Here is a 20,069-nt window from a genome sequence, read left to right as displayed (position 1 = left end):
TCGAACGACTCCGGGCCCGAGTCCTGATGTCAGGACTCGGGCCCGGAGGCTGTGCAGCAGCTACAGATCACTCACCGACGACGATGTATCCGTCCGTCGTCAGCTTGTTGTCCGGTCCGAAGACCAGGTTGCCGTAGGAACCGGTGGCGGGCTCGCCTGCGTCACTGAAGTTCAGCGCGCCGGTGACTCCGTCGTAGTCGATATCGGTGCCGGCCTTGACGAGTGGGAGGCACTCGGCGAAGGTCGTGCACTTCGTGCCGTCCTTGGTGATGCTGTTGATGTTGGCAGCGATGTCGGTGCCTGCCGTCGACTTCGCCTGCTCGGCTGCCAGCGCCGAGATGACGACCGCGTCGTAGGACTCACCGGCGTAGTTGAAGTCGACCAATGCCGGATCCACGCCCTTGAGTCGGTCCTGGAACGCGGTGCCGACGTCGGTCAGCGGGGTGGTGCCGCGCATCTTGTCGAGCAGGCCTGCAGCGACCGACTCACCGAGTGCGTTGCCCATGTTGCCGTCGACGCCGTAGACCAACGTGCCGTCGGACGGTCCGATGCCGATCTCGTGCATACGGGTGATGATCTTCGCGGACTCTTCGAAGCCGATGATGGCGACGGCATCCGGGTTGAAGTTCTTCACGCCGTCGACCTCGGCGTTGAACGACTGTGCGTTCGGGTCGTAGATCGTGGTCTGGATCTGGTCTGCCGCGATGCCGGCCTCTTCGAGGTTGTCGGCGGTGTTCTTGGCCAGGCCCGTTCCATAGGGGTCGTTGAGAGCCAGGATGGCCACGCGCTGCGCGCCGTCCTCGGCGATCAGCTGCGAGAGTGCCTGTGCCTGCAGCACATCGGTGGGCGCGGTACGGAAGTACTGGCCCTTGTCCGGGTAGCAGACGAACTGGTCGGAGGTGTTGGCAGGCGAGAACTGCACGACACCCGCGCTGGCGATCTTGTCGATGACCTTGAGCGACACCGAGGACGACGCCGCACCGACGATGACGTTCGAGCCGCCGGCGAGCAGACGGTCGACCGTGGTGTTGGCGGTGTCGGTGGTGGTGTCGCCCGAGTCACCGGGGATGAGCGTGACGGGCTGGTCGAGGACGCCGCCCGCACCGTTGACATCGTTGACGGCCAGCTGGACACCGGCGACCTCGGGTGGTCCGAGGAAGGCCAGGGTGCCGGTCTCGGGAAGGAGGGTTCCTACCACCAGCGGCGACGTGTCGGGAGTGGATCCGGCGGTGGCCTGCTCAGGAGTGCAGTCGGTGGAGACGGTCGTTTCCGCGGCCGACGTGCCGCCGCTGGCGCTGGTGGAGTCGGTCGAGCCCGAGTCGTCGCTCGACGAACAGCCGAACAGTGCGAGCGAGGTGACGCTCAGCACTGCAGCCGTGCGGACATAGGTCCGAATTGCCATCTAGGTTCTCCTTGAAATTGCTCGTCGTTGAAGCTCACCTGAGTTACATGTGGCTCACGTGTGAACCAGACGCTAATGCTCGAAACCGGTTCGCAAGGCCTAGAACGACGCTCGTGACCTGACTGTGACCTAAGAGGTCGAAGTTTTACGTGGCCGTAGCTTTCCGCGGGCCGATCAGCTCTCTGCCACAGGGTTGTTCGCCGGAGTACCGAGTGTTTCGATCACGACCTCGGCTACCGCCTTCATCGTCGTGCGTCGGTCCATCGCGGCACGCTGAATCCACTTGAACGCCTGCGGTTCCGTCAGCGATTGCGACTCCATCAGGACGCCCTTGGCCTTCTCGATCAACTTGCGGGTCTCGAGTCGATCCTGAAGATCGGCGATCTCCGATTCGAGCGCAGAGATCTCGCCGAATCGGCTCGCGGCCAACTCGACTGCAGGCATCAGATCGGCCTTGGTGAACGGTTTGACCAGATAGGCCATGGCACCCGCATCGCGCGCCTTCTCCACGAGCTCTCGCTGACTGAACGCTGTGAGAATCACCACCGGCGCGATCCGCTTCTCCGCGATCTCGGAGGCCGCGTCGATGCCGTCACGACGCGGCATCTTCACGTCCATGATCACCAGATCCGGTCGAAGTTCGACAGCCAGTTCCACAGCCTGCTGACCGTCCGCGGCCTCACCGACCACGTCGTACCCCTCTTCGCGGAGCATCTCCACCAGGTCGAGACGAATCAGGGATTCGTCTTCCGCGACCACCACCCGCAGCGCAGGCTTGCCAGTACCGTGCGTATCAGGAGCATTCATCTGTACCGGTCTCCTTCGACAGTCGTCGCCCCTCAGGGGCATCGAGCAACTGAAGGGTACCGGTGCACGGGGCCGAAAGCGCATCTTCTACACTCGTCAATCGTTGCTTGAAAGACGCCAGCCCTCGTATCCCAATTGGCAGAGGAAACGGATTCAAAACCCGTCCAGTGTGAGTTCGAGTCTCACCGAGGGCACCACAGCACGATCGACCGGCCGCGACAGCGGTCGGGTCCACTCCCGATCACGCCTACAGTGGGGTGATGTACATACCCAGCAGTCTTCGTTGCCATGACACCAGCGCGGGCAAATTGTGCGCGCAGAAGGTCGACCACCGTTTCGGAGATTCCGCGGACCAGTCCGCTCAGTGGGTCTACTACACCTGCAGCGCCGACTCCGCCCACGAAACCGGTTACGTCGACCGCCTGGTCACCGCCTGAATCATGTTCGTAGAGCGCGCCTTTGTCCGCGCCGACGATGTGGGATCGGAGTGGCCCTTCACCGTTCCCGCTGTCGCCGACCTCACGCGCGAGGGACTTGAGTTTCTCGCACCGGTCACAATTCTGGTGGGCGACAACGGTTCCGGTAAGTCGACTCTCGTAGAGGCGATCGCAGAGCGTTTCGGCATCGACGCCCGCGGGGGTCGGGCAGCGCAGAAGTCTCGTCGACTGGACGAGGTGACGAGCGTCCTCGGCGAGGTGCTCGAACTCGAGACCACGCCACGAGGCGCGCGCATGCTGCGGGGTCCGCGCGAGCAGAAGCGGGGATTCTTCCTGCGCGCCGAGACTGCATTCGAGATGGCCGAGAACCTCGGCGGCATGCCGGGCTTCTGGGACGAGAACACCGCCGAAATGAGCCACGGTGAGGGCTTTCTCACCATGTTCGGTGCTATGTTGGCCGAACCGGGCTTCTATGTGCTGGACGAACCGGAGTCGGCCCTGTCGTTCACCGCGTGCCTGAACCTGGTCGCGCTGATGTCCCACTTGGGCGAGGAGGGGGCACAGCTCGTCTGTGCCACGCATTCACCGATCCTGGCTTCGACACCCGGTGCGGACATCGTCGAAGTGGGTGAACACGGTCTGCGCCGAAGCACCTGGGACGAACTCGAATTGGTCCAGCACTGGCGGCGATATCTCGACGATCCGAACGTGTATCTCCGTCATCTACTCGACTGAACCGGCACCAACGCGACGTCCCGACGACGACGCACACTTCCCGGAGAGACTCCCATCGCCCGTTTGAACGCTTTTCCGAATGCTGCCTCCGACAAATACCCACTGCGCCTGGCCAATTCGGCCAGCACCACGTCCTCGGACCGCAATGTGTCGTATGCGACCTGCATCCGCCACGTCGCCAGGTAACTCATCACCGAATCGCCGACCAATGCGGTGAATCGAGCCGAGAACGCCGAACGTGACATGTGTGCACTCGACGCCAGGGTCGCAACGGTCCACCGCTCGTGGGGATTTCGATGAATGCGAGCCAGCGCGCCTCCGATGCGCTCGTCCTGCAACGCTCCCAGCCAACCGGACTGCGCGCTCGGAGTGTCCACAATCCATGACCTCAACGCCTGAATCACCAGAACGTCGGAAAGCCTGGTGATCACTGCCTCTCCCCCGGGCTCGAGCGATCGTGCCTCGTCGGCCACCATGGCGAGGATGTTCTGCATACGTGCGCGCTGTGGTTCGCTGTCTGCGTCGATCACGATCACCGCCGGTAGCAGCCGAAGAAGCTGCTGCGCCGCAGGATGATCCATCCGGACGGCCCCGCAGACCAACACGGTGTCGGGTCCGCTCGCATCGCACTGGGCGATCACTGCGTACCGGTCGCTGACGTAGTCGTGTGGCACCTCGTACACGCTGGTCGCGTCGCCGACAGACTCGATGTCGGCCGCCAATACGTGCCCACGCCCGTGGGGAACCAACGCGAAGTCGCCGGGAACGAGCTCACGCGTCGACTCCCCGGGGACCGACAGCACACACGACCCGTCGACCACGGTGTGGAACCACACAGCGTCGTCCATCGCGGGCAGGGCCAGCCCCCACGAGCCACTCATCTCGGAACGCACGTAGAAGGACCCGGTCATTCGGAGGAAATGCAAAGCCTCACCGAGCGGATCGGGTGACTTCCAGGGGTCGGCTCCACGCACCGGACAATTGTCCCCCACGGCCGGGACGATCGGACATGAATTCGAGCCCTGCGCGCATTGTCCATCCACCCGCGACGCGGAAAGGTCGGAAGCGCACGACGAATCCCCGGGAAGGAAAACCGATGATCGACAAGATCTCCTCGATCGCCACCCTGGTCGCAGCAGTCGGATGCGGCCTCGTCGCGGGCGTCATGCTCGCGTTCTCGGTCAGTGTTCTTCCTGGCCTGGCGTCGTTACCGGTGCCCGACGCGATCGCCGCGATGCAGAGATCGAACGCCGCGATCCTCAACCCACTGTTTCTGACGCTGTTCGTCGGTACGGCGTTGACCTGTTCTCTCGCAACCGTTCTCGCGATCACCACGGAGGGTGGGCGATCGACCTGGGTCGGCGCGGGAGCAGCGCTCTACGTGGTGGGCTGCTTCGTGGTCACGGTGGCGTTCAACGTCCCACTCAACGATGCACTGGCAGCGGTGGATCCGGCGAGTCCGTCGGGAGCCGACATTTGGCGGTCGTTCACCTCGAACTGGACGCGGTGGAACACCGTCCGGATCATCTCGTCGACGGCGGCGTGCGCCGTGCTGATACTCGGTCAGGGCAGATCCGCGCTGGGCTGATCGGACTCACCGTCCTGGTGACGCCTGCGAATCTCGTCCTCGAAGCGGGCGATGAGATGATCGGTATCGGCAGTGGACACATCTCGCGCGCCTTCGTCCATCGCGGCGTCGCGTCCTCTGCGCAAGGCGGCGAGTTCGGCTTCGAGTTCGTTGTTGTCGAGTACGCGTGGATCCAACATCTCTCCATTGTGGTCCCACCCGAGTGCCTGCGCGCGCTGTTTGCTGTAATCGCGACATGAACGTCGTGCACAGCTTCGAACCGATAGTCGACGAGCACGCTCACACGCTGATACTCGGTTCGATGCCCGGTGTCGCATCGCTTGCTGCTCAGCAGTATTACGCTCATCCCCGAAATGCGTTCTGGCCGATCATGGGCGCGCTGTTCGGTGCCGGTCCCGAACTTCCGTACGAGGCGCGAACAGAGCGACTGGCGCGCAGCGGGATTGCTGTGTGGGACGTACTGAAGCTGTGTACCAGGACCGGAAGCCTGGACTCGGCCATAGTCGAATCATCCATCGTGGCAAACGATGTCGCGAACCTCATCGCAGGTCATCCCGGCATCGACACCGTGCTGTTCAACGGAGCAAAAGCTGCCGACAGCTATCGCAGATACGTCGCGAACGCGGTGCAGCAGGACGTCGAGTGCATCCGTCTGCCGTCCACCAGTCCAGCGCACGCCTCACTCACCCTCGAAGCCAAGACTCGACTGTGGTCGGCAGCACTCAGGCGCGAACGCGTTTCGGGAAGTGGCGAATGAGGCCCTCCTGCACGACGGTTGCGAGCAACTGACCGTCCATCGAGAAGAATCGGCCGGTGGCGAGTCCCCGCGATCCGGCCGCGACCGGCGATTCGGTCGCATACAGAGCCCACTCGTCGAATCGGAACGGTCGGTGAAACCAGATGGAGTGGTTGACCGTCGCCGCCACGATGCGGTCGAGTCCCCAGGACAGTCCATGCGTGGTGATGATCGAATCGAGCACCGTGGTGTCCGACGCATAGCCCATGGTCGCGGCGTGAAAGATCGACTCGTCCGGCAGATCGCCGTCCGCTTTCATCCACACTCGATTGTGGTTGAGCTTCTCGCCGGTGCCGTGCATGATCCACGCCGGATCGTTCGCGTACCGCATGTCGATCGGTTTGAGTGCATCGACGAACATCTGCAGTCGGTCCTCGAACCCTACGAAGTGGTCGCCGAGAGGCGGCAGAGCGTCGGGATACGGAACCTCGGGCACCTCGACGCTGTGCTCGAGGCCCTTACCGAAATCCTGGAAGGCAGCGAGCATGACGAACAGCTCGTTACCGTCCTGCAGCGCAGTGACCTGCCGGTTGGCGAACGCCCGGCCGTCGCGCTGACGACTCACGCGGTATTCGATGGGCTTCTTGACGTCACCACCGCGAATGAAGTGCGCATTGATCGCATGAACGTCCCGGGACGTTCCGGATACGGTCCGGCCGGCGGCGATGAGCGCCTGAGCGACGAGCTGCCCACCGAAAGTCCGGCTCCCCACCTGCTCCGGATGCTGTCCGACGAACACATCCTCCTCAGTCTCCTCGAGGGCGAGGAGACCGAGAAGGGTTTCGAGATCGGTTCCGCGTACTGCAGTACTGCTCGGCGCGCTCTCGCTGACGCCGGTTCCCCCCGCTTCGACCACTTACCGGTCCTCTTCTCCGATTCGGTGCACATGGATCAAGTTGGTCGAGCCTACTGTGCCGGGAGGGGCACCGGCGACGATCACGACCTGATCGCCTCGGTTGTAACGACCGAGTTCGAGCAACGCCTTGTCGACCTCTTTGACCATCGCATCCGTCGAGCCCACATCGGGAACCAGGAACGTCTCGGTGCCCCAGCTCAGGGACAACTGACTGCGGACCTCGGAGATCGAGGTGAATGCGAGCAACGGGAGCTTGGTGTGCAGACGAGCCAACCGTCGCACGGTGTCGCCCGACTGGGTGAAGGCCACGAGTGCCTTCGCGTCCAGACGCTCGCCGATGTCGCGCGCGGCGTAGGAAATGACACCGCGCTTGGTACGAGGAACGTGGGTCAGAGGAGGAACGCTGTCGCCCTCGGTTTCCACGGTCTCGACGATCCGAGCCATCGTCCGCACCGTCTCCATGACGTACTTGCCGACCGAGGTCTCGCCGGACAGCATGACCGCGTCGGTACCGTCGAGCACTGCGTTGGCGACGTCGGATGCCTCGGCGCGGGTGGGACGGGAGTTCTCGATCATCGATTCGAGCATCTGGGTCGCAACGATGACGGGCTTGGCGTTGGCGCGGGCGATCTGGATGGCGCGCTTCTGCACCAGGGGCACCTGCTCGAGCGGCAATTCGACACCGAGGTCACCGCGGGCGACCATGATCGCATCGAACGCGAGCACGATGGCTTCGAGATTGTCGACGGCCTCGGGCTTTTCGAGCTTGGCAATGACCGGAACTCGGCGGCCGACGCGGTCCATGACGGCGTGGACGAGTTCGACATCGGCGGGAGAGCGCACGAACGACAGCGCGATGAAATCGCATCCAAGCGCGAGGGCGAACTCGAGGTCCGCAATGTCCTTCTCGCTCATGGCAGGAACGGAGACGTCCATGCCCGGGAGGGAGACGCCCTTGTTGTTACTGACCGGACCACCCTCGGTGACCCGACAGAGCACGTCGTTGCCTTCGACGCCGGTGACGACGAGGCCGACCTTGCCGTCGTCGACGAGCAGGCGGTCGCCTTCCTTGGCGTCCTGAGCCAGCTCCTTGTACGTGGTCGACACGCGATCGTGGGTGCCCTCGCACTCCTCGACGGTGATGCGGATGAGTTCACCGGCGGCCCAGGTGGTGGAGCCCTCGGCGAATCGGCCGAGTCGGATCTTCGGTCCCTGCAGGTCGGCCAGGATGCCCACGGCTTTGCCGGTGGCGTCCGATGCGGCGCGAACTCTCTCGTAGTTGGCCTGGTGATCGGGGTGATCGCCATGGCTGAAGTTCAGTCGTGCGACATCCATTCCACTCTCGACGAGTTCGCGGATGCGCTCTGTGGTTGCGGTTGCGGGTCCAAGGGTGCAGACAATCTTCGTACGTCGGCTCACGGTTGCGAGCGTAGCCGCTGGACGCCTTGTTCTCTATCGCAGAGGAACCCGGCCGGATACTACCGACGGGTAGCCTCGCCGGGCCGCTGCTGAAAGCACCTGTACCGGTACAGAGACGAGTGTCACACCACCGCCAGAGGCAGTGCCGTGGGGTGCACCGGGGACGGCAATTCCGAGTGTCCGGTGAGGAATGCGTCGACCCCGTTGGCAGCCGAACGCCCCTCGGCGATCGCCCACACGACCAACGACGCACCGCGGTGGGCATCCCCACAGACGAACACACCCGGGGCCGTCGTCTGCCAATCGGGACCACACGACAACGCGCCGCGCTTGGTCAGCGCCAGGCCGTAGTCGTCGAGCAGCGGTCCATGCTCGACACCCTCGAATCCAATGGCGAACAATGCCAGATCACAGGGCAATTCGACCTCTTCACCGATGGGCGTCACGATGCGTCGCCCGTCCGCGTCGCGCTGCACCTCGACCTCGGCGAGCACCATGGCGCGCACATGTCCACGCTCGTCGCCGAGAAATCGCTGCACCGCGACCTGATGACGCACGACGCCACCCTCCGCATGCGCGGGCGACGTCCGAAGCACCAACGGCCACGACGGCCATGGCGAAAGGCCGTCGTCACGGGCACCGGGAAGAGCAGGGTTGTAGTCGAGCTGAGTGACCGACGCGGCACCCTGACGGTGAGCCGTGCCGAGACAATCGGCCCCGGTGTCTCCGCCGCCGATGATCACCACATGCTTGCCCGTAGCGGATATCGACGTCGGCCCGTCGCCCTCGCATTCCTTGTTCGACGGCACCAGATGCTCCATCGCCAGGTGGATGCCGTCGAGTTCCCGGCCGATCACCTCGGTGTTGTCGCGAGCCCGCAGAGCGCCGACGGCGAGCACGACCGCATCGAAGCTCGCGCGCAGTTGCTCGACGGTGAAGTCGATGCCGACCTCGCAGTCGGTGACGAAATGCGTGCCCTCGGCCCGCATCTGCATCAGCCGCTGATCGAGCACCGACTTCTCCAACTTGAATTCGGGGATTCCGTATCGAAGCAATCCACCGAGCCGATCGTCGCGCTCGTACACGGTGACATCGTGCCCGGCCCTGGTGAGCTGTTGCGCCGCAGCCAGTCCCGCCGGACCCGAACCCACGACGGCCACTCGCTTACCGGTGGTGATCGTCGGAGGCTGCGGAACGACGCTGCCCTGTTCCCAGGCCAGGTCTGCGATGGTCTGCTCGACCCGCTTGATCGTCACACTTCCGCCGGTGGCGGCCTCGGAAATGGACAGGACACAGGCGGATTCACACGGAGCCGGACACACTCGGCCGGTGAACTCCGGAAAGTTGTTGGTGGCGTGCAGCCGATCACTGGCCGCGTCCCACCGATCGCGGCGCACGAGATCGTTCCATTCCGGAATCAGGTTGCCCAGCGGGCATCCGGCAGTTCCGGAGTGGCAGAACGGAATTCCGCAATCCATGCAGCGGCGCGCTTGTTCCGAGACCTCGGCTGCGCGTTCGCTGCTGGGCTGATCCGAGTACACCTCGTTCCAGTCCCTGACCCGTTCGTCGATAGGACGCTTGGCGGCCTCACGCTTGACGACCTTCAGAAATCCCTGTGGATCAGCCACGTGCAGCCTCCATGATCGCAGCGTCGACGTCGCGCCCCTCGGCGCGCGCCATTCGTGTCGCCTCCAGCACTCGCTGGTAGTCGACGGGCATGACTTTGGTGAACAGAGCGGACCGGCGGGGCCAGTCGGCGAGCAGCGATGCCGCGATGGTGGAGCCGGTCCAGCGCTCGTGGTTCTCGACCGTCTCGCGCAGCCACACCAGATCGTCCGGATCGGGAACCTGCAACTCGACCATCGCCGTGTTCACGTCCGCGGGGTCGAGACCCAGAACGAAGGCGATACCGCCCGACATGCCGGCCGCCATGTTGCGTCCGGTCGGCCCGAGCACGACCACCCGTCCGCCCGTCATGTACTCGAAGGCGTGATCTCCCACGCCCTCGTTGACCGCAACGGCTCCGGAGTTGCGCACGGCGAACCGCTCCCCCGCCTTACCGCGCAGGTACACCTCCCCCGACGTGGCTCCGTAGAGAATCGTGTTTCCGGCAATGACGTTGTCCTCGGCAACGAAGGGTGCGTCCTCGGCCGGTCGGACGACGATGCGTCCTCCCGACAGGCCCTTGCCCACGTAGTCGTTCGCGTCGCCGACGAGATCGATCGTGATTCCGGGCGGCAGGAATGCACCGAGCGATTGCCCGGCAGAGCCGGTGAACGACACGCGAATCGTGTCGTCGGGTAGCCCGGCCGCGCCGTAGCGTCGCGTGACCTCGGACCCCAGAAGTGTTCCGACCGTGCGGTTGACGTTGCGCACGGGCAGCTCCAGCGTGACCGGATGCGCGTCCTCCAGTGCGCCCTCGGCCAGCTGGATCAGCGTGCGATCCAGCGCGAAATCGAGGCCGTGGTCCTGATCGCGTAGGCGTCGACGCTGTGTCATGGGCGCGCCGTGTCGATCCACCGGCATCGCGAAGATGGGTGTGAGGTCGAGTCCCTTGCTCTTCCAATGTGCGACGCCGGCAGCGGTCTCGAGCACGTCGGCATGGCCGACGGCCTCGTCGATGCTGCGGAACCCGAGCTGCGCGAGGTACTTTCGCACATCCTCGGCGACGAACCTGAAGAAGTCCTCGAGGAACTCGGGCTTGCCGGTGAATCGCTTGCGCAGTTCGGGGTTCTGAGTCGCGACACCCACTGGGCAGGTGTCGAGATGGCAGACCCGCATCATGATGCATCCCGCGACGATCAGAGGTGCCGTCGAGAACCCGAATTCCTCGGCACCGAGCAGCGCCGCGACGATCACATCACGGCCGGTGCGCATGCCACCGTCGCACTGGACGGTGATGCGATCGCGAAGTCCGTTGAGCACCAACGTCTGTTGGGCGTCGGCCAGCCCGATTTCCCAGGGCGCACCGGCATGCTTGAGAGACGTCAACGGAGCCGCGCCCGTGCCACCGTCGTATCCCGAGATCAGTACGACGTCGGCGTGCGCCTTGCTCACTCCCGTCGCCACCGTGCCCACTCCTACCGAGCTGACGAGTTTGACGTGGACGCGCGCGTTCTCGTTGGCGTTCTTGAGATCGTGGATCAACTGCGCGAGATCCTCGATGGAATAGATGTCGTGGTGCGGAGGCGGGGAGATCAGGCCGACCCCGGGCGTCGAGTGCCGAGTCTTGGCCACCCACGGGTACACCTTGTAACCGGGCAGCTGCCCGCCCTCACCGGGTTTGGCACCCTGCGCCATCTTGATCTGAATGTCGGTGGCGTTGACCAGATAATCGCTGGTCACCCCGAACCGTCCACTCGCGACCTGCTTGACGGCACTGCGCCGGCTCGGATCGTAGAGGCGATCGACGTCCTCTCCACCCTCACCGGAGTTGGAGCGCCCACCCAGATTGTTCATCGCAACGGCCATGGTCTCGTGCGCCTCGGCAGAGATGGATCCGTAGCTCATCGCTCCGGTGTTGAACCGGGTGACGATGGACTCCACCGACTCCACCTCGTCGAGTGGAACAGGCGTGCGCACATGGTCTTTGAACTCGAACAGGCCCCGGAGTGCACCCCCTTCGCGGGCGAGCCGGTTCACTTCGTCGCTGTATTTCTGGAACACGTCGTAGCGACCGGTGCGTGTTGCGTGCTGCAACAGGAACACCGTCTCGGGAGTGAACAGGTGGAGTTCGCCCTCACGCCGGAACTGGTACTCGCCGCCGATCTCGAGGCGGCGGTGAACACGGTCGGTGGGATTCTCCGGGTATGCCTTCCGGTGACGGAGTTTGACCTCTTCGGCGAGGACGTCGAGACCGACTCCGCCGAGCTTGCTGACGGTGCCCTTGAAGTACTCGCGCACGACCTCGCGATCGAGACCGACCGCCTCGAAAACCTGTGCGCCGGTGTAGGACCCGACGGTCGAGATGCCCATCTTGGACATGACCTTGAGCACGCCCTTTCCGAGCCCGTAGAGGTAGTTGCGCACCGCGACAGTGGGTTCGACCCCGGTGAGCTCGCCTTCGCCGACCAGGTCCTCGATCGACTCCATGGCCAGGTACGGGTTGACCGCCGCCGCACCGAATCCGATCAGCAGGGCAAGGTGGTGCACTTCTCGTGCATCGCCGGACTCGACGACGAGAGCGACCTTGGTGCGTTCCTTGGTGCGCACCAGATGATGATGCACAGCAGAGGTGGCCAGCAGGGACGGAATCGGTGCCCGAGTGTGGTCCGAATCGCGGTCGGAGATGATCAGCGTGCGGTAGCCGGCAGCGATGGCTTCCGATGCCCGCATGCGCAGTTCTTCGATGGCCTCGGCCAAACCTTCGCCACCACGCTCGACCTCGTACAGTGCGCGCAGCACGATCGCCGACAGACCGGGATGATCACCGTCGTCGTCGATGTGGATGATCTTGTTCAGTTCGTCGTTGTCGAGCACCGGCCACGGCAATACGATCTGCCTGCACGACGCGGCGGTGGGCTCGAGCAGATTCTGCTCCGGTCCCATCACTCGCGACAACGACGTCACGATCTCTTCTCGGATGGAGTCGAGTGGCGGGTTCGTGACCTGCGCGAACAGTTCGATGAAGTAGTCGTACAGCTGACGAGATCGCTGGGACATCACCGCGGACGGGGTGTCGGTCCCCATCGATCCCAGTGGCTCGCCCCCGGAGGCGGCCATCGGGGTGAGCACGACGCGGAGATCTTCCTCGGTGTAGCCGAAGGCGATCTGTCTGCGAATCACGGACTCGTGGTTGTACTGAATGTGGGCGCGCTCGGGCAGGCTCTTGATTTCCAGCAATCCGGCGTGCAGCCATTCCTGGTACGGATGTTCCTGCGCCAGTTGCAGTTTGATCTCCTCGTCGGGAACGAGACGTCCGGCGACGGTGTCGACCAGAAACATCTTGCCCGGTTCGAGGCGACCCTTGGCGACGACCTGAGATTGCGGCACGTCCAGGACACCCGCCTCGCTGGCGAGGATCACCCGACCGTCGGCCGTCTGCCACCACCGACCGGGGCGCAGACCGTTGCGATCGAGAACGGCTCCGACGTAGCTACCGTCGGTGAACGTGACGCAGGCCGGACCGTCCCACGCTTCCATCATCGACGAGTGGAACTGATAGAACGCCCGTACCCGCGGATCCATCGTGCGATGGTTCTCCCACGGCTCCGGCACCATCATCATCACGACGTGGGGAACGCTCCGGCCGCCCAGATGCAGCAGTTCGAGCACCTCGTCGAGCGACACCGAATCGGAGGCGTCGGGATTGCAGATGGGGAAGAGCCGCTCCAGATCACCGGGGATGAGATCGCTGGACAGCATCGCTTCCCGAGCTCGCATCCGGTTCCTGTTGCCCTTGACCGTGTTGATCTCTCCGTTGTGCGCGACGTAGCGGTGCGGGTGCGCCAACGGCCACGACGGGAAGGTATTGGTGGAAAAGCGACTGTGCACGATCGCAATTGCACTCGTACACAACGGGTTACGCAGCTCCGGGAAGAACAGGGGCAGCTGCATGGTGGTGAGCATGCCCTTGTAGACGATGGTGCGTGCGGACAGCGAAGGGAAGAACAGGCCCGAGCCCTCTGCCTCGATCTCCGGGGTGACGCGCTCCGACCGCTTACGCAGCCCGTACACCAATCGGTCGAGTTCGAGACCGGCCGGACGTGAACCGTCGACCTCGGGGGCCGCGACGAACAGATAGCTCATGTACGGCATGCATCCGAGCGCCGTCAGTCCGACGTCGGCGCGATCGGGATCGACCTCGACCGGAACCCACCCCAGCACCTCGAGACCCTCTTCGGCTGCAATGGATTCGACACGATGCACGGCCGACCCGCGCTCCCGGATGCCCTGCGGCAGAAAGCAGACACCCGCCGCGAAGGTGTTCTCGCCGTCGCCGTTGGCGGACGGTAACTCGAACGACGACAACGAATCGAGAAGTTCGACGGGCAGCTGGATCAGAATGCCCGCGCCGTCACCACTGTTGGGCTCGGCACCGGCAGCACCACGATGTTCCAGGTTCTCCAGTGCCAGAACACCGTCGGACACGATCGAGTGCGAACGGCGTCCGGCGATGTCCGCGATCATCGCGACGCCGCAGGAGTCCTTCTCCGCGCTCGGGTCGTACAGTCCTTGCTCGGCAGGCATCCGAGAAAACAACACCACGATCACCTCCACGTAGACCGGTGGGTGCTTCGGATGGCGCAGTGTCGACACGCTGCACTGTGAGCCTCGGCTACCCCGCCGGCTGGTCGTCCGAACCGACATAGAGTGCCGGATCGACCGAATTCGATGCCTATCGGGAATTCACCGGGACAGCTCTGGCCCGCGAAAGAATCCGAGATCGCTCTCGGATGGCGGAATCGTATCAGTTGCCGATCGCAACGATGCAATCGCGAACGGCACTGGGCTCAGTCGCGCAGGGGGCGCCCGTGTTCATCGCGCACGCTGCCCGTGAGCATCATGATCCCGTCGATCAGCGGCCAGATACCGCCGATGCCGCACGTGAGCCACGTGACCGCGATCTGCGCCACCGCGATTCCCGGCTGATTCAAATAGAAGCGTCCTGCCCCGAAAACACCCAGCAGGATGTTCAGCAGCCCGGCAGTGAGCTTCTGCTTGTCCGAGAACGGTTCCCCGGTGACGGGATGCCGTCCGTAAGGAGCGCTCGGATCCACCCAACCGGGAGCACCGGCGTACTGGGGGCCTGGGTAGTGGGGTCCTCCGTACTGGGGTTCTCCGTACTGGGGACCGCCGTATTGGGGACCGCCGCCCGGGAACGGGGGCGGCGGGTAACCCGCACCGGGCGGTGGACCGTCCGGTGCACCGGAGCTACGGTCGTCACTTCCGGACGCGTCGTACGGATCACTGCCCCAATTCGGCGGGCCGTACCCGGGGTCGGGTGCGCCGTATACCGGACCCGGTGCCGCGTTCTTCTCGAACGAGATGGTGGGCTCCGAACCCGAGCCGTCTCCCGCCGAACCGCCCGGTGTCGATCCGTCCGATGACGATGTACCTGAATCACTCACAACGAACTCCCTCGACGACGCGCTACGGGTAGGTCGATCAGTCTCGCAGCTTGAGCCCGCGACTGTCGGGAACATTGCCGACGAGAATCAGCACGGCGTCCACGACATGCCACACGAACAGTCCGAACAACAGAATCAGGCCGAGGCCGAACACCACGGTCAGCAGCACGCCGAAGAAGAACAGCAGCAACTGTGCGACGCCGATTCCGGTGCTACCGATGTAGAAACGACCCACGCCGAGCCAGCCGAGGAACAGCTGAAGTAGTCCACCGACGATCTTCGATTTGTCCGACAACGGTTCACCGGTGACTGGATCCCGCCCGTACGGCGCGTCGGGTCCGACACCGAAACCAGGCCCGGCCGAAAAGCCCTGTGCTTGGCCATAATTTTGCTGGCCATAGCCCTGCTGGCCGTAACCCTGCTGCTGGCCGTAAACCTGCTGGCCGTAGCCCGACTGCTGGCCATACCCCTGCTGGCCATACCCTTGTTGGCCGTATCCCCCGGTCTGGCCGTACCCCTGCGGTGGACCGTAGGGCGACTGTTGGCCGTACCCCTGCGGTGGACCGTAGGGCGACTGTTGGCCGTATCCCGGCTGACCGTATCCCTGGTACTCGGATCCCGGTGTCGGGTAACCGGCGGACGGCGGAAGGCCACCGATCGAATTGTCGATACTGCCGTTCGGGCTGGGGGCCGGATAGCTGGGAGTACTGGACCAGCCGGGGCCGTTGCCGATACCCGAATAGGTGTCCCAGCCCGGTCCGGTAGAACCGGCGGGACCGTGCGAGGGTGCGGACTCGGATGTCGCGGGCGGCTCGGAGAGCGACGCCTCGGCCGTTGCGTCGTAGTCGAACGGTGTACCGAAAGAGCCGGCCGACTTGTCGGTGCCGCCGCCCGAATCAGCAGGGTCGGGGTGTGCCCTCTTCTCGAAATCAACCACGGGTACTGCCTTCTTCCTCGGCTTTCTTCTCGGACGATGTCTCGCGCGTGCCTTCCTGCGTATCGCCGTCGGCGGACTCGCCACCCGTCTTGTCTTCGCTGTCGCGACCGTCGTCGTCGTTCGACTTCAATGCCGCCGGGTCTTCGCGACCCTTGGTGGCGAGAACGAAATACGCGACCGCGAGCACGAAGATGATCGCCGAGGTGAACGAGTTCACGCGAATGCCGGCGATCTTCGTCGCGAAGTCGTCTCGCATGAGTTCCACCCAGAACCGACCGACGCAGTATCCGGCCACGTAGAGCGCGAACAGTCGACCGTGGCCGATCGTGTACTTCCGGTCGACGAGTACCAGGAGGACGACGATCAGGACGCTCCACAGCAGTTCGTAGAGAAACGTCGGGTGGACGACCTTCTCGACCATTCCGGTGGACACGCCGTTCAGCGGATCGAGCCGGCCGTTCGCATCGAGTCGCTCGTAGATCTCGAGACCCCACGGTTGCGTGGTTTCGCGACCGTAGAGCTCCTGGTTGAAGTAGTTGCCGATGCGGCCGATTGCCTGGGCCAGCAGGATCGGCGGGCCTACCGCGTCACCGAATGCCGGGAGTGGGATGCCGCGTCGACGACACGCGATCCAGGCGCCGACTCCGCCGAGGAACACCGCGCCCCAGATTCCGAGGCCGCCATTCCACACGTAGAGCGCCTCGATCGGCCGACCGCCGGCACCGAAGTACGTCTTCCAGTCGGTGGCCACGTGGTACAGCCGGCCACCGAGAAGCCCGAAAGGTACGGCCCACACGGCGACGTCGAGGACCGTGCCCTTGGTTCCGCCGCGAGCGACCCACCGGCGATCTCCCCACACCACGGCCACCACGATGCCGATGATGATGAACAGGGCGTAGGCACGGAGCGCGAGCGGTCCGACGTGCCACACCCCCTGCGCGGGACTGGGAATGTAGGCCAGGAAGGCGGTCGAAGTCACGACGCTACGTTAGCGGAGCGGACACCCTCGGCGAGTTCGGTCGTCAGGTCACGAACCGCGTCGAGACCGTTGTCGACAGCGGTCACCAAAGCCGAGCCGACGATGACCGCATCAGCATACTTCGCGATCTCGGCAGCCTGTGCGCCCGACCGAACGCCGAGACCGACGCCGATCGGAATGTCGGAATGCTCGCGGATACGCGCCGCCAACGCCGGTGCCATCGAGGACACCGCGTCGCGGGCACCGGTCACGCCCATCGTCGAGGCGGCGTAGACGAAGCCGCTGCTGGCTTCGACGGTGCTGACGAGTCGCTCCTCCGTCGTCGACGGTGCGACGAGGAAGATTCGGTCGAGTCCGTACCGATCCGAGACCTCGATCCATTCCTGAGCCTCATCGGGGATCAGGTCGGGAGTGATGATTCCGAGTCCACCCGCATCGGCGAGGCTCCGGGCGAAATTCTCGATGCCGAATTTGAGCACCAGATTCCAGTAGGTCATGACGACCGCTTTGCCACCCGCGGCTGCGACCTGCTCGGTGACGGCGAAGACGTCCTTGACCCGGGCACCGGCTCGCAGCGCCACGTCTGCAGCAGCTTGGATCGTGGGGCCGTCCATCACCGGATCGGAGTACGGGATGCCGACCTCGACGATGTCGCACCCGGCATCGACCATGGTCTTGAAGACCTCGATCGACCGGGGGACGGTCGGAAAGCCGGCGGGCAGGTATCCGACGAGTGCAGCGCGCCCTTCGGCACGGCACTGGGCGAACGTCCCGGAGAGGCGAGAGTCGTTGTTGCTCATGGCTTGATACCTGCTTCGTCGTCCACGTTCGCTTCGCCGTCTCCGTCGATCAGGCCGAACCACTCGGCTGCGGTGTCGACGTCCTTGTCGCCGCGACCGGACAGGTTGACCAGGATGATGGCACCTTCACCCAGTTCCTTGCCGAGGGTGAGTGCGCCTGCGATGGCGTGCGACGATTCGATGGCCGGGATGATGCCCTCGGTGCGGCACAGCAGCTTGAAGGCGTTCATCGCCTCGGTGTCCGTCACGCCGCGGTACTCGGCGCGCCCGATGTCGTGCAGGTACGAATGCTCGGGTCCGACCCCGGGATAGTCCAATCCTGCTGAGATGGAATGGGATTCGACGGTCTGGCCGTCCTCGTTCTGCAGCAGGTACGAGTAGGCACCGTGCAGGGCTCCAGGCGTACCACCGCTGATGGTCGCCGCGTGACGACCGGTCTCGACTCCGTCGCCGGCAGCCTCGAACCCGACGAGACGCACATCGGCGTCGTCGATGAACGCGTGGAAGATGCCGATGGCGTTGGACCCGCCGCCGACGCAGGCCGCGATGGCATCGGGCAGGCGGCCGGTGGACGCGAGGACCTGCTGCCGCGCTTCGAGGCCGATGATGCGCTGGAAATCGCGGACCATCACCGGGAACGGATGCGGCCCCGCGACGGTTCCGAAGCAGTAATAAGTGTTGTCGGCGTGGGTGACCCAGTCTCGCAGTGCCTCGTTGATCGCATCCTTGAGAGTGCGCGAACCGGACTTCACTGCGACGACTTCCGACCCGAGCAAACGCATCCGGGCGACGTTGAGGGCCTGGCGCTCGGTGTCGACCTCACCCATGTAGACGACGCAGTCGAGACCCATCAGGGCACAGGCTGTGGCGGTCGCGACGCCGTGCTGACCGGCACCGGTCTCTGCGATGACACGAGTCTTGCCCATTCGCTTCGCGAGCAGAACTTGCCCGAGCACGTTGTTGATCTTGTGAGAACCGGTGTGATTCAGGTCTTCTCGCTTGAGCAGGATCCGAGCGCCACCGGCATGCTCGGACAACCGGGTCGCCTCGAACACCGGAGATGGGCGACCGGTGTAATCGCGCTGCAGCCGATCCAGCTCACCGAGGAACTCGTTGTCGCTGCGCACTTTCTCGTACTCGGCGGTGACTTCCTCGATCACACCCATCAACGCCTCGGGCACAAACCTGCCCCCGTACACGCCGAAGTGACCGCCCACGTCGGGCTCGTGCGCGCTGCGATCGGTGAGGCCGATGCTGCTCTGCGGCAGATCAGCGCCCTTGAAGCGGACTACCTGAGGGGCGTCCGCGGCGGAAGAAGTTTGGCTGGTGCTCACCGCTCCAGTGTGCCCCAACGGCGGACCGTCGCCGCGTTCGGGTGGGGTGCCGGTTCAGCGTGCGGGTTTGGGGCACGACGGGTGCGTGCCCGCCGTCACCAGGTCCGAGACCGCAGTGCGCGGATCGCCCGCGGTGACCAGACCTTCTCCGACCAACACTGCGTCGGCACCGGCTCCGGCGTACGCGAGAAGATCGGCGGTGCCCCGCACTCCCGACTCGGCAACGCGAATGATCTCACTGGGCAGGCCGGGCGCGATACGGCCGAAACTGTCGCGATCGATCTCGAGGGTCTTGAGGTTGCGGGCGTTGATACCGATGACGCTGGCACCCGCCTCGAGTGCGCGATCGGCCTCGGCCTCGGTGTGGACCTCGACGAGTGCCGTCATGCCGAGTGACTCCGTGCGATCGAGAAGAGACGTGAGTGCGTCCTGCTCCAGGGCTGCGACGATCAGCAGGATGACGTCCGCGCCGTGGGCTCGGGCCTCGTGGATCTGGTACGGACCGACGATGAAATCCTTGCGCAGCACAGGAATCGAGACTGCGGCTCGCACCGCGTCGAGGTCGGCGAGCGATCCCCGGAATCGACGCTCTTCGGTCAACACGCTGATGACGCGAGCGCCACCCTGCTCGTAGGCACGCGCGAGCACCGCAGGATCACCGATGTCGGCCAACGCGCCCTTGGACGGGCTCGCACGCTTGACCTCGGCAATGACGCCGATGCCGTCCTCGCGGAGGGCAGCCGCCGCGTCGAGAGGTGCCGGGGCCAGCTTCGCTGCTGCCTTCACCGCAGCGAAATCGATCACCGATTCGCGCGCGGCGACGTCGGCTCGTACACCGTCGAGAATCGAGTCGAGAACAGTCATGGTGCCCCAGTCCTTTCTGAGCGTCGACATTCGATGTGAGGAATC

The 20,069-nt window shown here is 64.5% G+C and carries 17 protein-coding genes, 1 tRNA gene and 1 pseudogene; 5 read left to right on the top strand and 14 right to left on the bottom strand.

Annotation, left to right across the window (positions count from 1 at the left end; genetic code table 11):
• Nucleotides 1-67 precede the first annotated feature (67 nt).
• Nucleotides 68-1,402: an ABC transporter substrate-binding protein gene (locus ASH04_RS10525; protein ID WP_032374321.1), complete on the bottom strand. Its 1,335-nt coding sequence runs from the start codon at nt 1,400-1,402 to the stop codon at nt 68-70.
• A gap of 174 nt (nt 1,403-1,576) precedes the next feature.
• Complete coding sequence (locus tag ASH04_RS10520; protein WP_027497267.1) at nt 1,577-2,209, bottom strand: ANTAR domain-containing response regulator; 633 nt, start codon at nt 2,207-2,209, stop codon at nt 1,577-1,579.
• Between the two features lie 120 nt (nt 2,210-2,329).
• Here ASH04_RS10520 and ASH04_RS10515 point away from each other — a divergent pair.
• The 3 genes from ASH04_RS10515 to ASH04_RS10510 all read left to right on the top strand — a co-directional run bounded on the left by ASH04_RS10515 (nt 2,330) and on the right by ASH04_RS10510 (nt 3,381).
• A tRNA-Leu gene (locus tag ASH04_RS10515) sits at nt 2,330-2,406 on the top strand.
• 63 nt (nt 2,407-2,469) lie between these two features.
• Nucleotides 2,470-2,646 (top strand): hypothetical protein, encoded by a 177-nt coding sequence (locus ASH04_RS26910; protein WP_165430221.1) that lies wholly within the window; start codon nt 2,470-2,472, stop codon nt 2,644-2,646.
• Between the two features lie 3 nt (nt 2,647-2,649).
• Nucleotides 2,650-3,381, top strand: coding sequence for an AAA family ATPase (locus ASH04_RS10510; RefSeq protein ID WP_032374322.1), 732 nt, complete (start codon nt 2,650-2,652; stop codon nt 3,379-3,381).
• Here ASH04_RS10510 and ASH04_RS10505 read toward each other — a convergent pair.
• Nucleotides 3,366-4,355: an AraC family transcriptional regulator gene (locus ASH04_RS10505; RefSeq protein ID WP_032374323.1), complete on the bottom strand. Its 990-nt coding sequence runs from the start codon at nt 4,353-4,355 to the stop codon at nt 3,366-3,368. The genes ASH04_RS10510 and ASH04_RS10505 overlap by 16 nt on opposite strands.
• A 122-nt stretch (nt 4,356-4,477) precedes the next feature.
• Between ASH04_RS10505 and ASH04_RS10500 the strand changes: the two genes are divergently transcribed.
• The gene (locus tag ASH04_RS10500; RefSeq protein WP_032374324.1) at nt 4,478-4,969 is read left to right on the top strand and encodes an anthrone oxygenase family protein; all 492 of its coding nucleotides are present in this window, start codon (nt 4,478-4,480) and stop codon (nt 4,967-4,969) included.
• Here the strand turns inward: ASH04_RS10500 and ASH04_RS10495 are convergent.
• Nucleotides 4,945-5,148, bottom strand: a complete 204-nt coding sequence (locus tag ASH04_RS10495; protein WP_027497271.1) for a hypothetical protein — start codon at nt 5,146-5,148, stop codon at nt 4,945-4,947. The two genes, ASH04_RS10500 and ASH04_RS10495, sit on opposite strands and share 25 nt — an antisense overlap.
• Nucleotides 5,149-5,204: 56 nt before the next feature.
• On the opposite strand from ASH04_RS10495, the gene ASH04_RS10490 reads away from it, so the two are divergent.
• Nucleotides 5,205-5,726: a DNA-deoxyinosine glycosylase gene (locus tag ASH04_RS10490; protein ID WP_032368067.1), complete on the top strand. Its 522-nt coding sequence runs from the start codon at nt 5,205-5,207 to the stop codon at nt 5,724-5,726.
• Here ASH04_RS10490 and ASH04_RS10485 read toward each other — a convergent pair.
• The 10 genes and pseudogenes from ASH04_RS10485 to trpC all read right to left on the bottom strand — a co-directional run bounded on the left by ASH04_RS10485 (nt 5,692) and on the right by trpC (nt 20,024).
• Complete coding sequence (locus ASH04_RS10485) at nt 5,692-6,621, bottom strand: acyl-CoA thioesterase (RefSeq protein WP_032374325.1); 930 nt, start codon at nt 6,619-6,621, stop codon at nt 5,692-5,694. The two genes, ASH04_RS10490 and ASH04_RS10485, sit on opposite strands and share 35 nt — an antisense overlap.
• Nucleotides 6,622-8,040: a pyruvate kinase gene (gene pyk, locus ASH04_RS10480; RefSeq protein ID WP_027497274.1), complete on the bottom strand. Its 1,419-nt coding sequence runs from the start codon at nt 8,038-8,040 to the stop codon at nt 6,622-6,624.
• A gap of 122 nt (nt 8,041-8,162) precedes the next feature.
• Nucleotides 8,163-9,668 carry a glutamate synthase subunit beta gene (locus ASH04_RS10475; protein WP_057473436.1) on the bottom strand — a complete coding sequence of 502 codons (1,506 nt, stop codon included), beginning with the start codon at nt 9,666-9,668 and terminating at the stop codon, nt 8,163-8,165.
• Nucleotides 9,661-14,229, bottom strand: coding sequence for a glutamate synthase large subunit (gene gltB, locus ASH04_RS10470; RefSeq protein ID WP_442971191.1), 4,569 nt, complete (start codon nt 14,227-14,229; stop codon nt 9,661-9,663). The genes ASH04_RS10475 and gltB overlap by 8 nt, the downstream gene beginning before the upstream one ends.
• Nucleotides 14,230-14,492: 263 nt before the next feature.
• Nucleotides 14,493-15,002, bottom strand: a pseudogene (locus tag ASH04_RS26135) (TM2 domain-containing protein); the annotation flags it as partial.
• A gap of 145 nt (nt 15,003-15,147) precedes the next feature.
• Entirely contained in the window at nt 15,148-16,047 is a 900-nt protein-coding gene (locus ASH04_RS10460) for a TM2 domain-containing protein (protein ID WP_057473435.1), read from the bottom strand.
• Entirely contained in the window at nt 16,040-17,026 is a 987-nt protein-coding gene (gene lgt / locus ASH04_RS10455; protein ID WP_057473434.1) for a prolipoprotein diacylglyceryl transferase, read from the bottom strand. The genes ASH04_RS10460 and lgt overlap by 8 nt, the downstream gene beginning before the upstream one ends.
• The gene (gene trpA, locus ASH04_RS10450) at nt 17,023-17,826 is read right to left on the bottom strand and encodes a tryptophan synthase subunit alpha (RefSeq protein WP_032374327.1); all 804 of its coding nucleotides are present in this window, start codon (nt 17,824-17,826) and stop codon (nt 17,023-17,025) included. The genes lgt and trpA overlap by 4 nt, the downstream gene beginning before the upstream one ends.
• The gene (gene trpB / locus ASH04_RS10445) at nt 17,823-19,094 is read right to left on the bottom strand and encodes a tryptophan synthase subunit beta (RefSeq protein WP_045841352.1); all 1,272 of its coding nucleotides are present in this window, start codon (nt 19,092-19,094) and stop codon (nt 17,823-17,825) included. The genes trpA and trpB overlap by 4 nt, the downstream gene beginning before the upstream one ends.
• A 120-nt stretch (nt 19,095-19,214) precedes the next feature.
• Nucleotides 19,215-20,024, bottom strand: coding sequence for an indole-3-glycerol phosphate synthase TrpC (gene trpC / locus ASH04_RS10440; protein WP_027497280.1), 810 nt, complete (start codon nt 20,022-20,024; stop codon nt 19,215-19,217).
• Between the last annotated feature and the right edge of the window lie 45 nt (nt 20,025-20,069).

Origin of the sequence: Rhodococcus sp. Leaf233 (assembly GCF_001426165.1) — a bacterium.
Classification (GTDB): domain Bacteria; phylum Actinomycetota; class Actinomycetes; order Mycobacteriales; family Mycobacteriaceae; genus Rhodococcoides; species Rhodococcoides fascians.
This window is presented reverse-complemented; position numbering and strand designations above follow the sequence as displayed.

Bases quoted from the DNA above. Each gene is read 5' to 3' on its own strand.
- ASH04_RS10525 (WP_032374321.1), bottom strand. From the start codon at position 1,402: ATGGCAATTCGGACCTATGTCCGCACGGCTGCAGTGCTGAGCGTCACC.
- ASH04_RS10520 (WP_027497267.1), bottom strand. From the start codon at position 2,209: ATGAATGCTCCTGATACGCACGGTACTGGCAAGCCTGCGCTGCGGGTG.
- ASH04_RS26910 (WP_165430221.1), top strand. From the start codon at position 2,470: ATGTACATACCCAGCAGTCTTCGTTGCCATGACACCAGCGCGGGCAAA.
- ASH04_RS10510 (WP_032374322.1), top strand. From the start codon at position 2,650: ATGTTCGTAGAGCGCGCCTTTGTCCGCGCCGACGATGTGGGATCGGAG.
- ASH04_RS10500 (WP_032374324.1), top strand. From the start codon at position 4,478: ATGATCGACAAGATCTCCTCGATCGCCACCCTGGTCGCAGCAGTCGGA.
- ASH04_RS10495 (WP_027497271.1), bottom strand. From the start codon at position 5,148: ATGTTGGATCCACGCGTACTCGACAACAACGAACTCGAAGCCGAACTC.
- ASH04_RS10490 (WP_032368067.1), top strand. From the start codon at position 5,205: ATGAACGTCGTGCACAGCTTCGAACCGATAGTCGACGAGCACGCTCAC.
- gltB (WP_442971191.1), bottom strand. From the start codon at position 14,229: ATGCCTGCCGAGCAAGGACTGTACGACCCGAGCGCGGAGAAGGACTCC.
- trpA (WP_032374327.1), bottom strand. From the start codon at position 17,826: ATGAGCAACAACGACTCTCGCCTCTCCGGGACGTTCGCCCAGTGCCGT.
- trpC (WP_027497280.1), bottom strand. From the start codon at position 20,024: ATGACTGTTCTCGACTCGATTCTCGACGGTGTACGAGCCGACGTCGCC.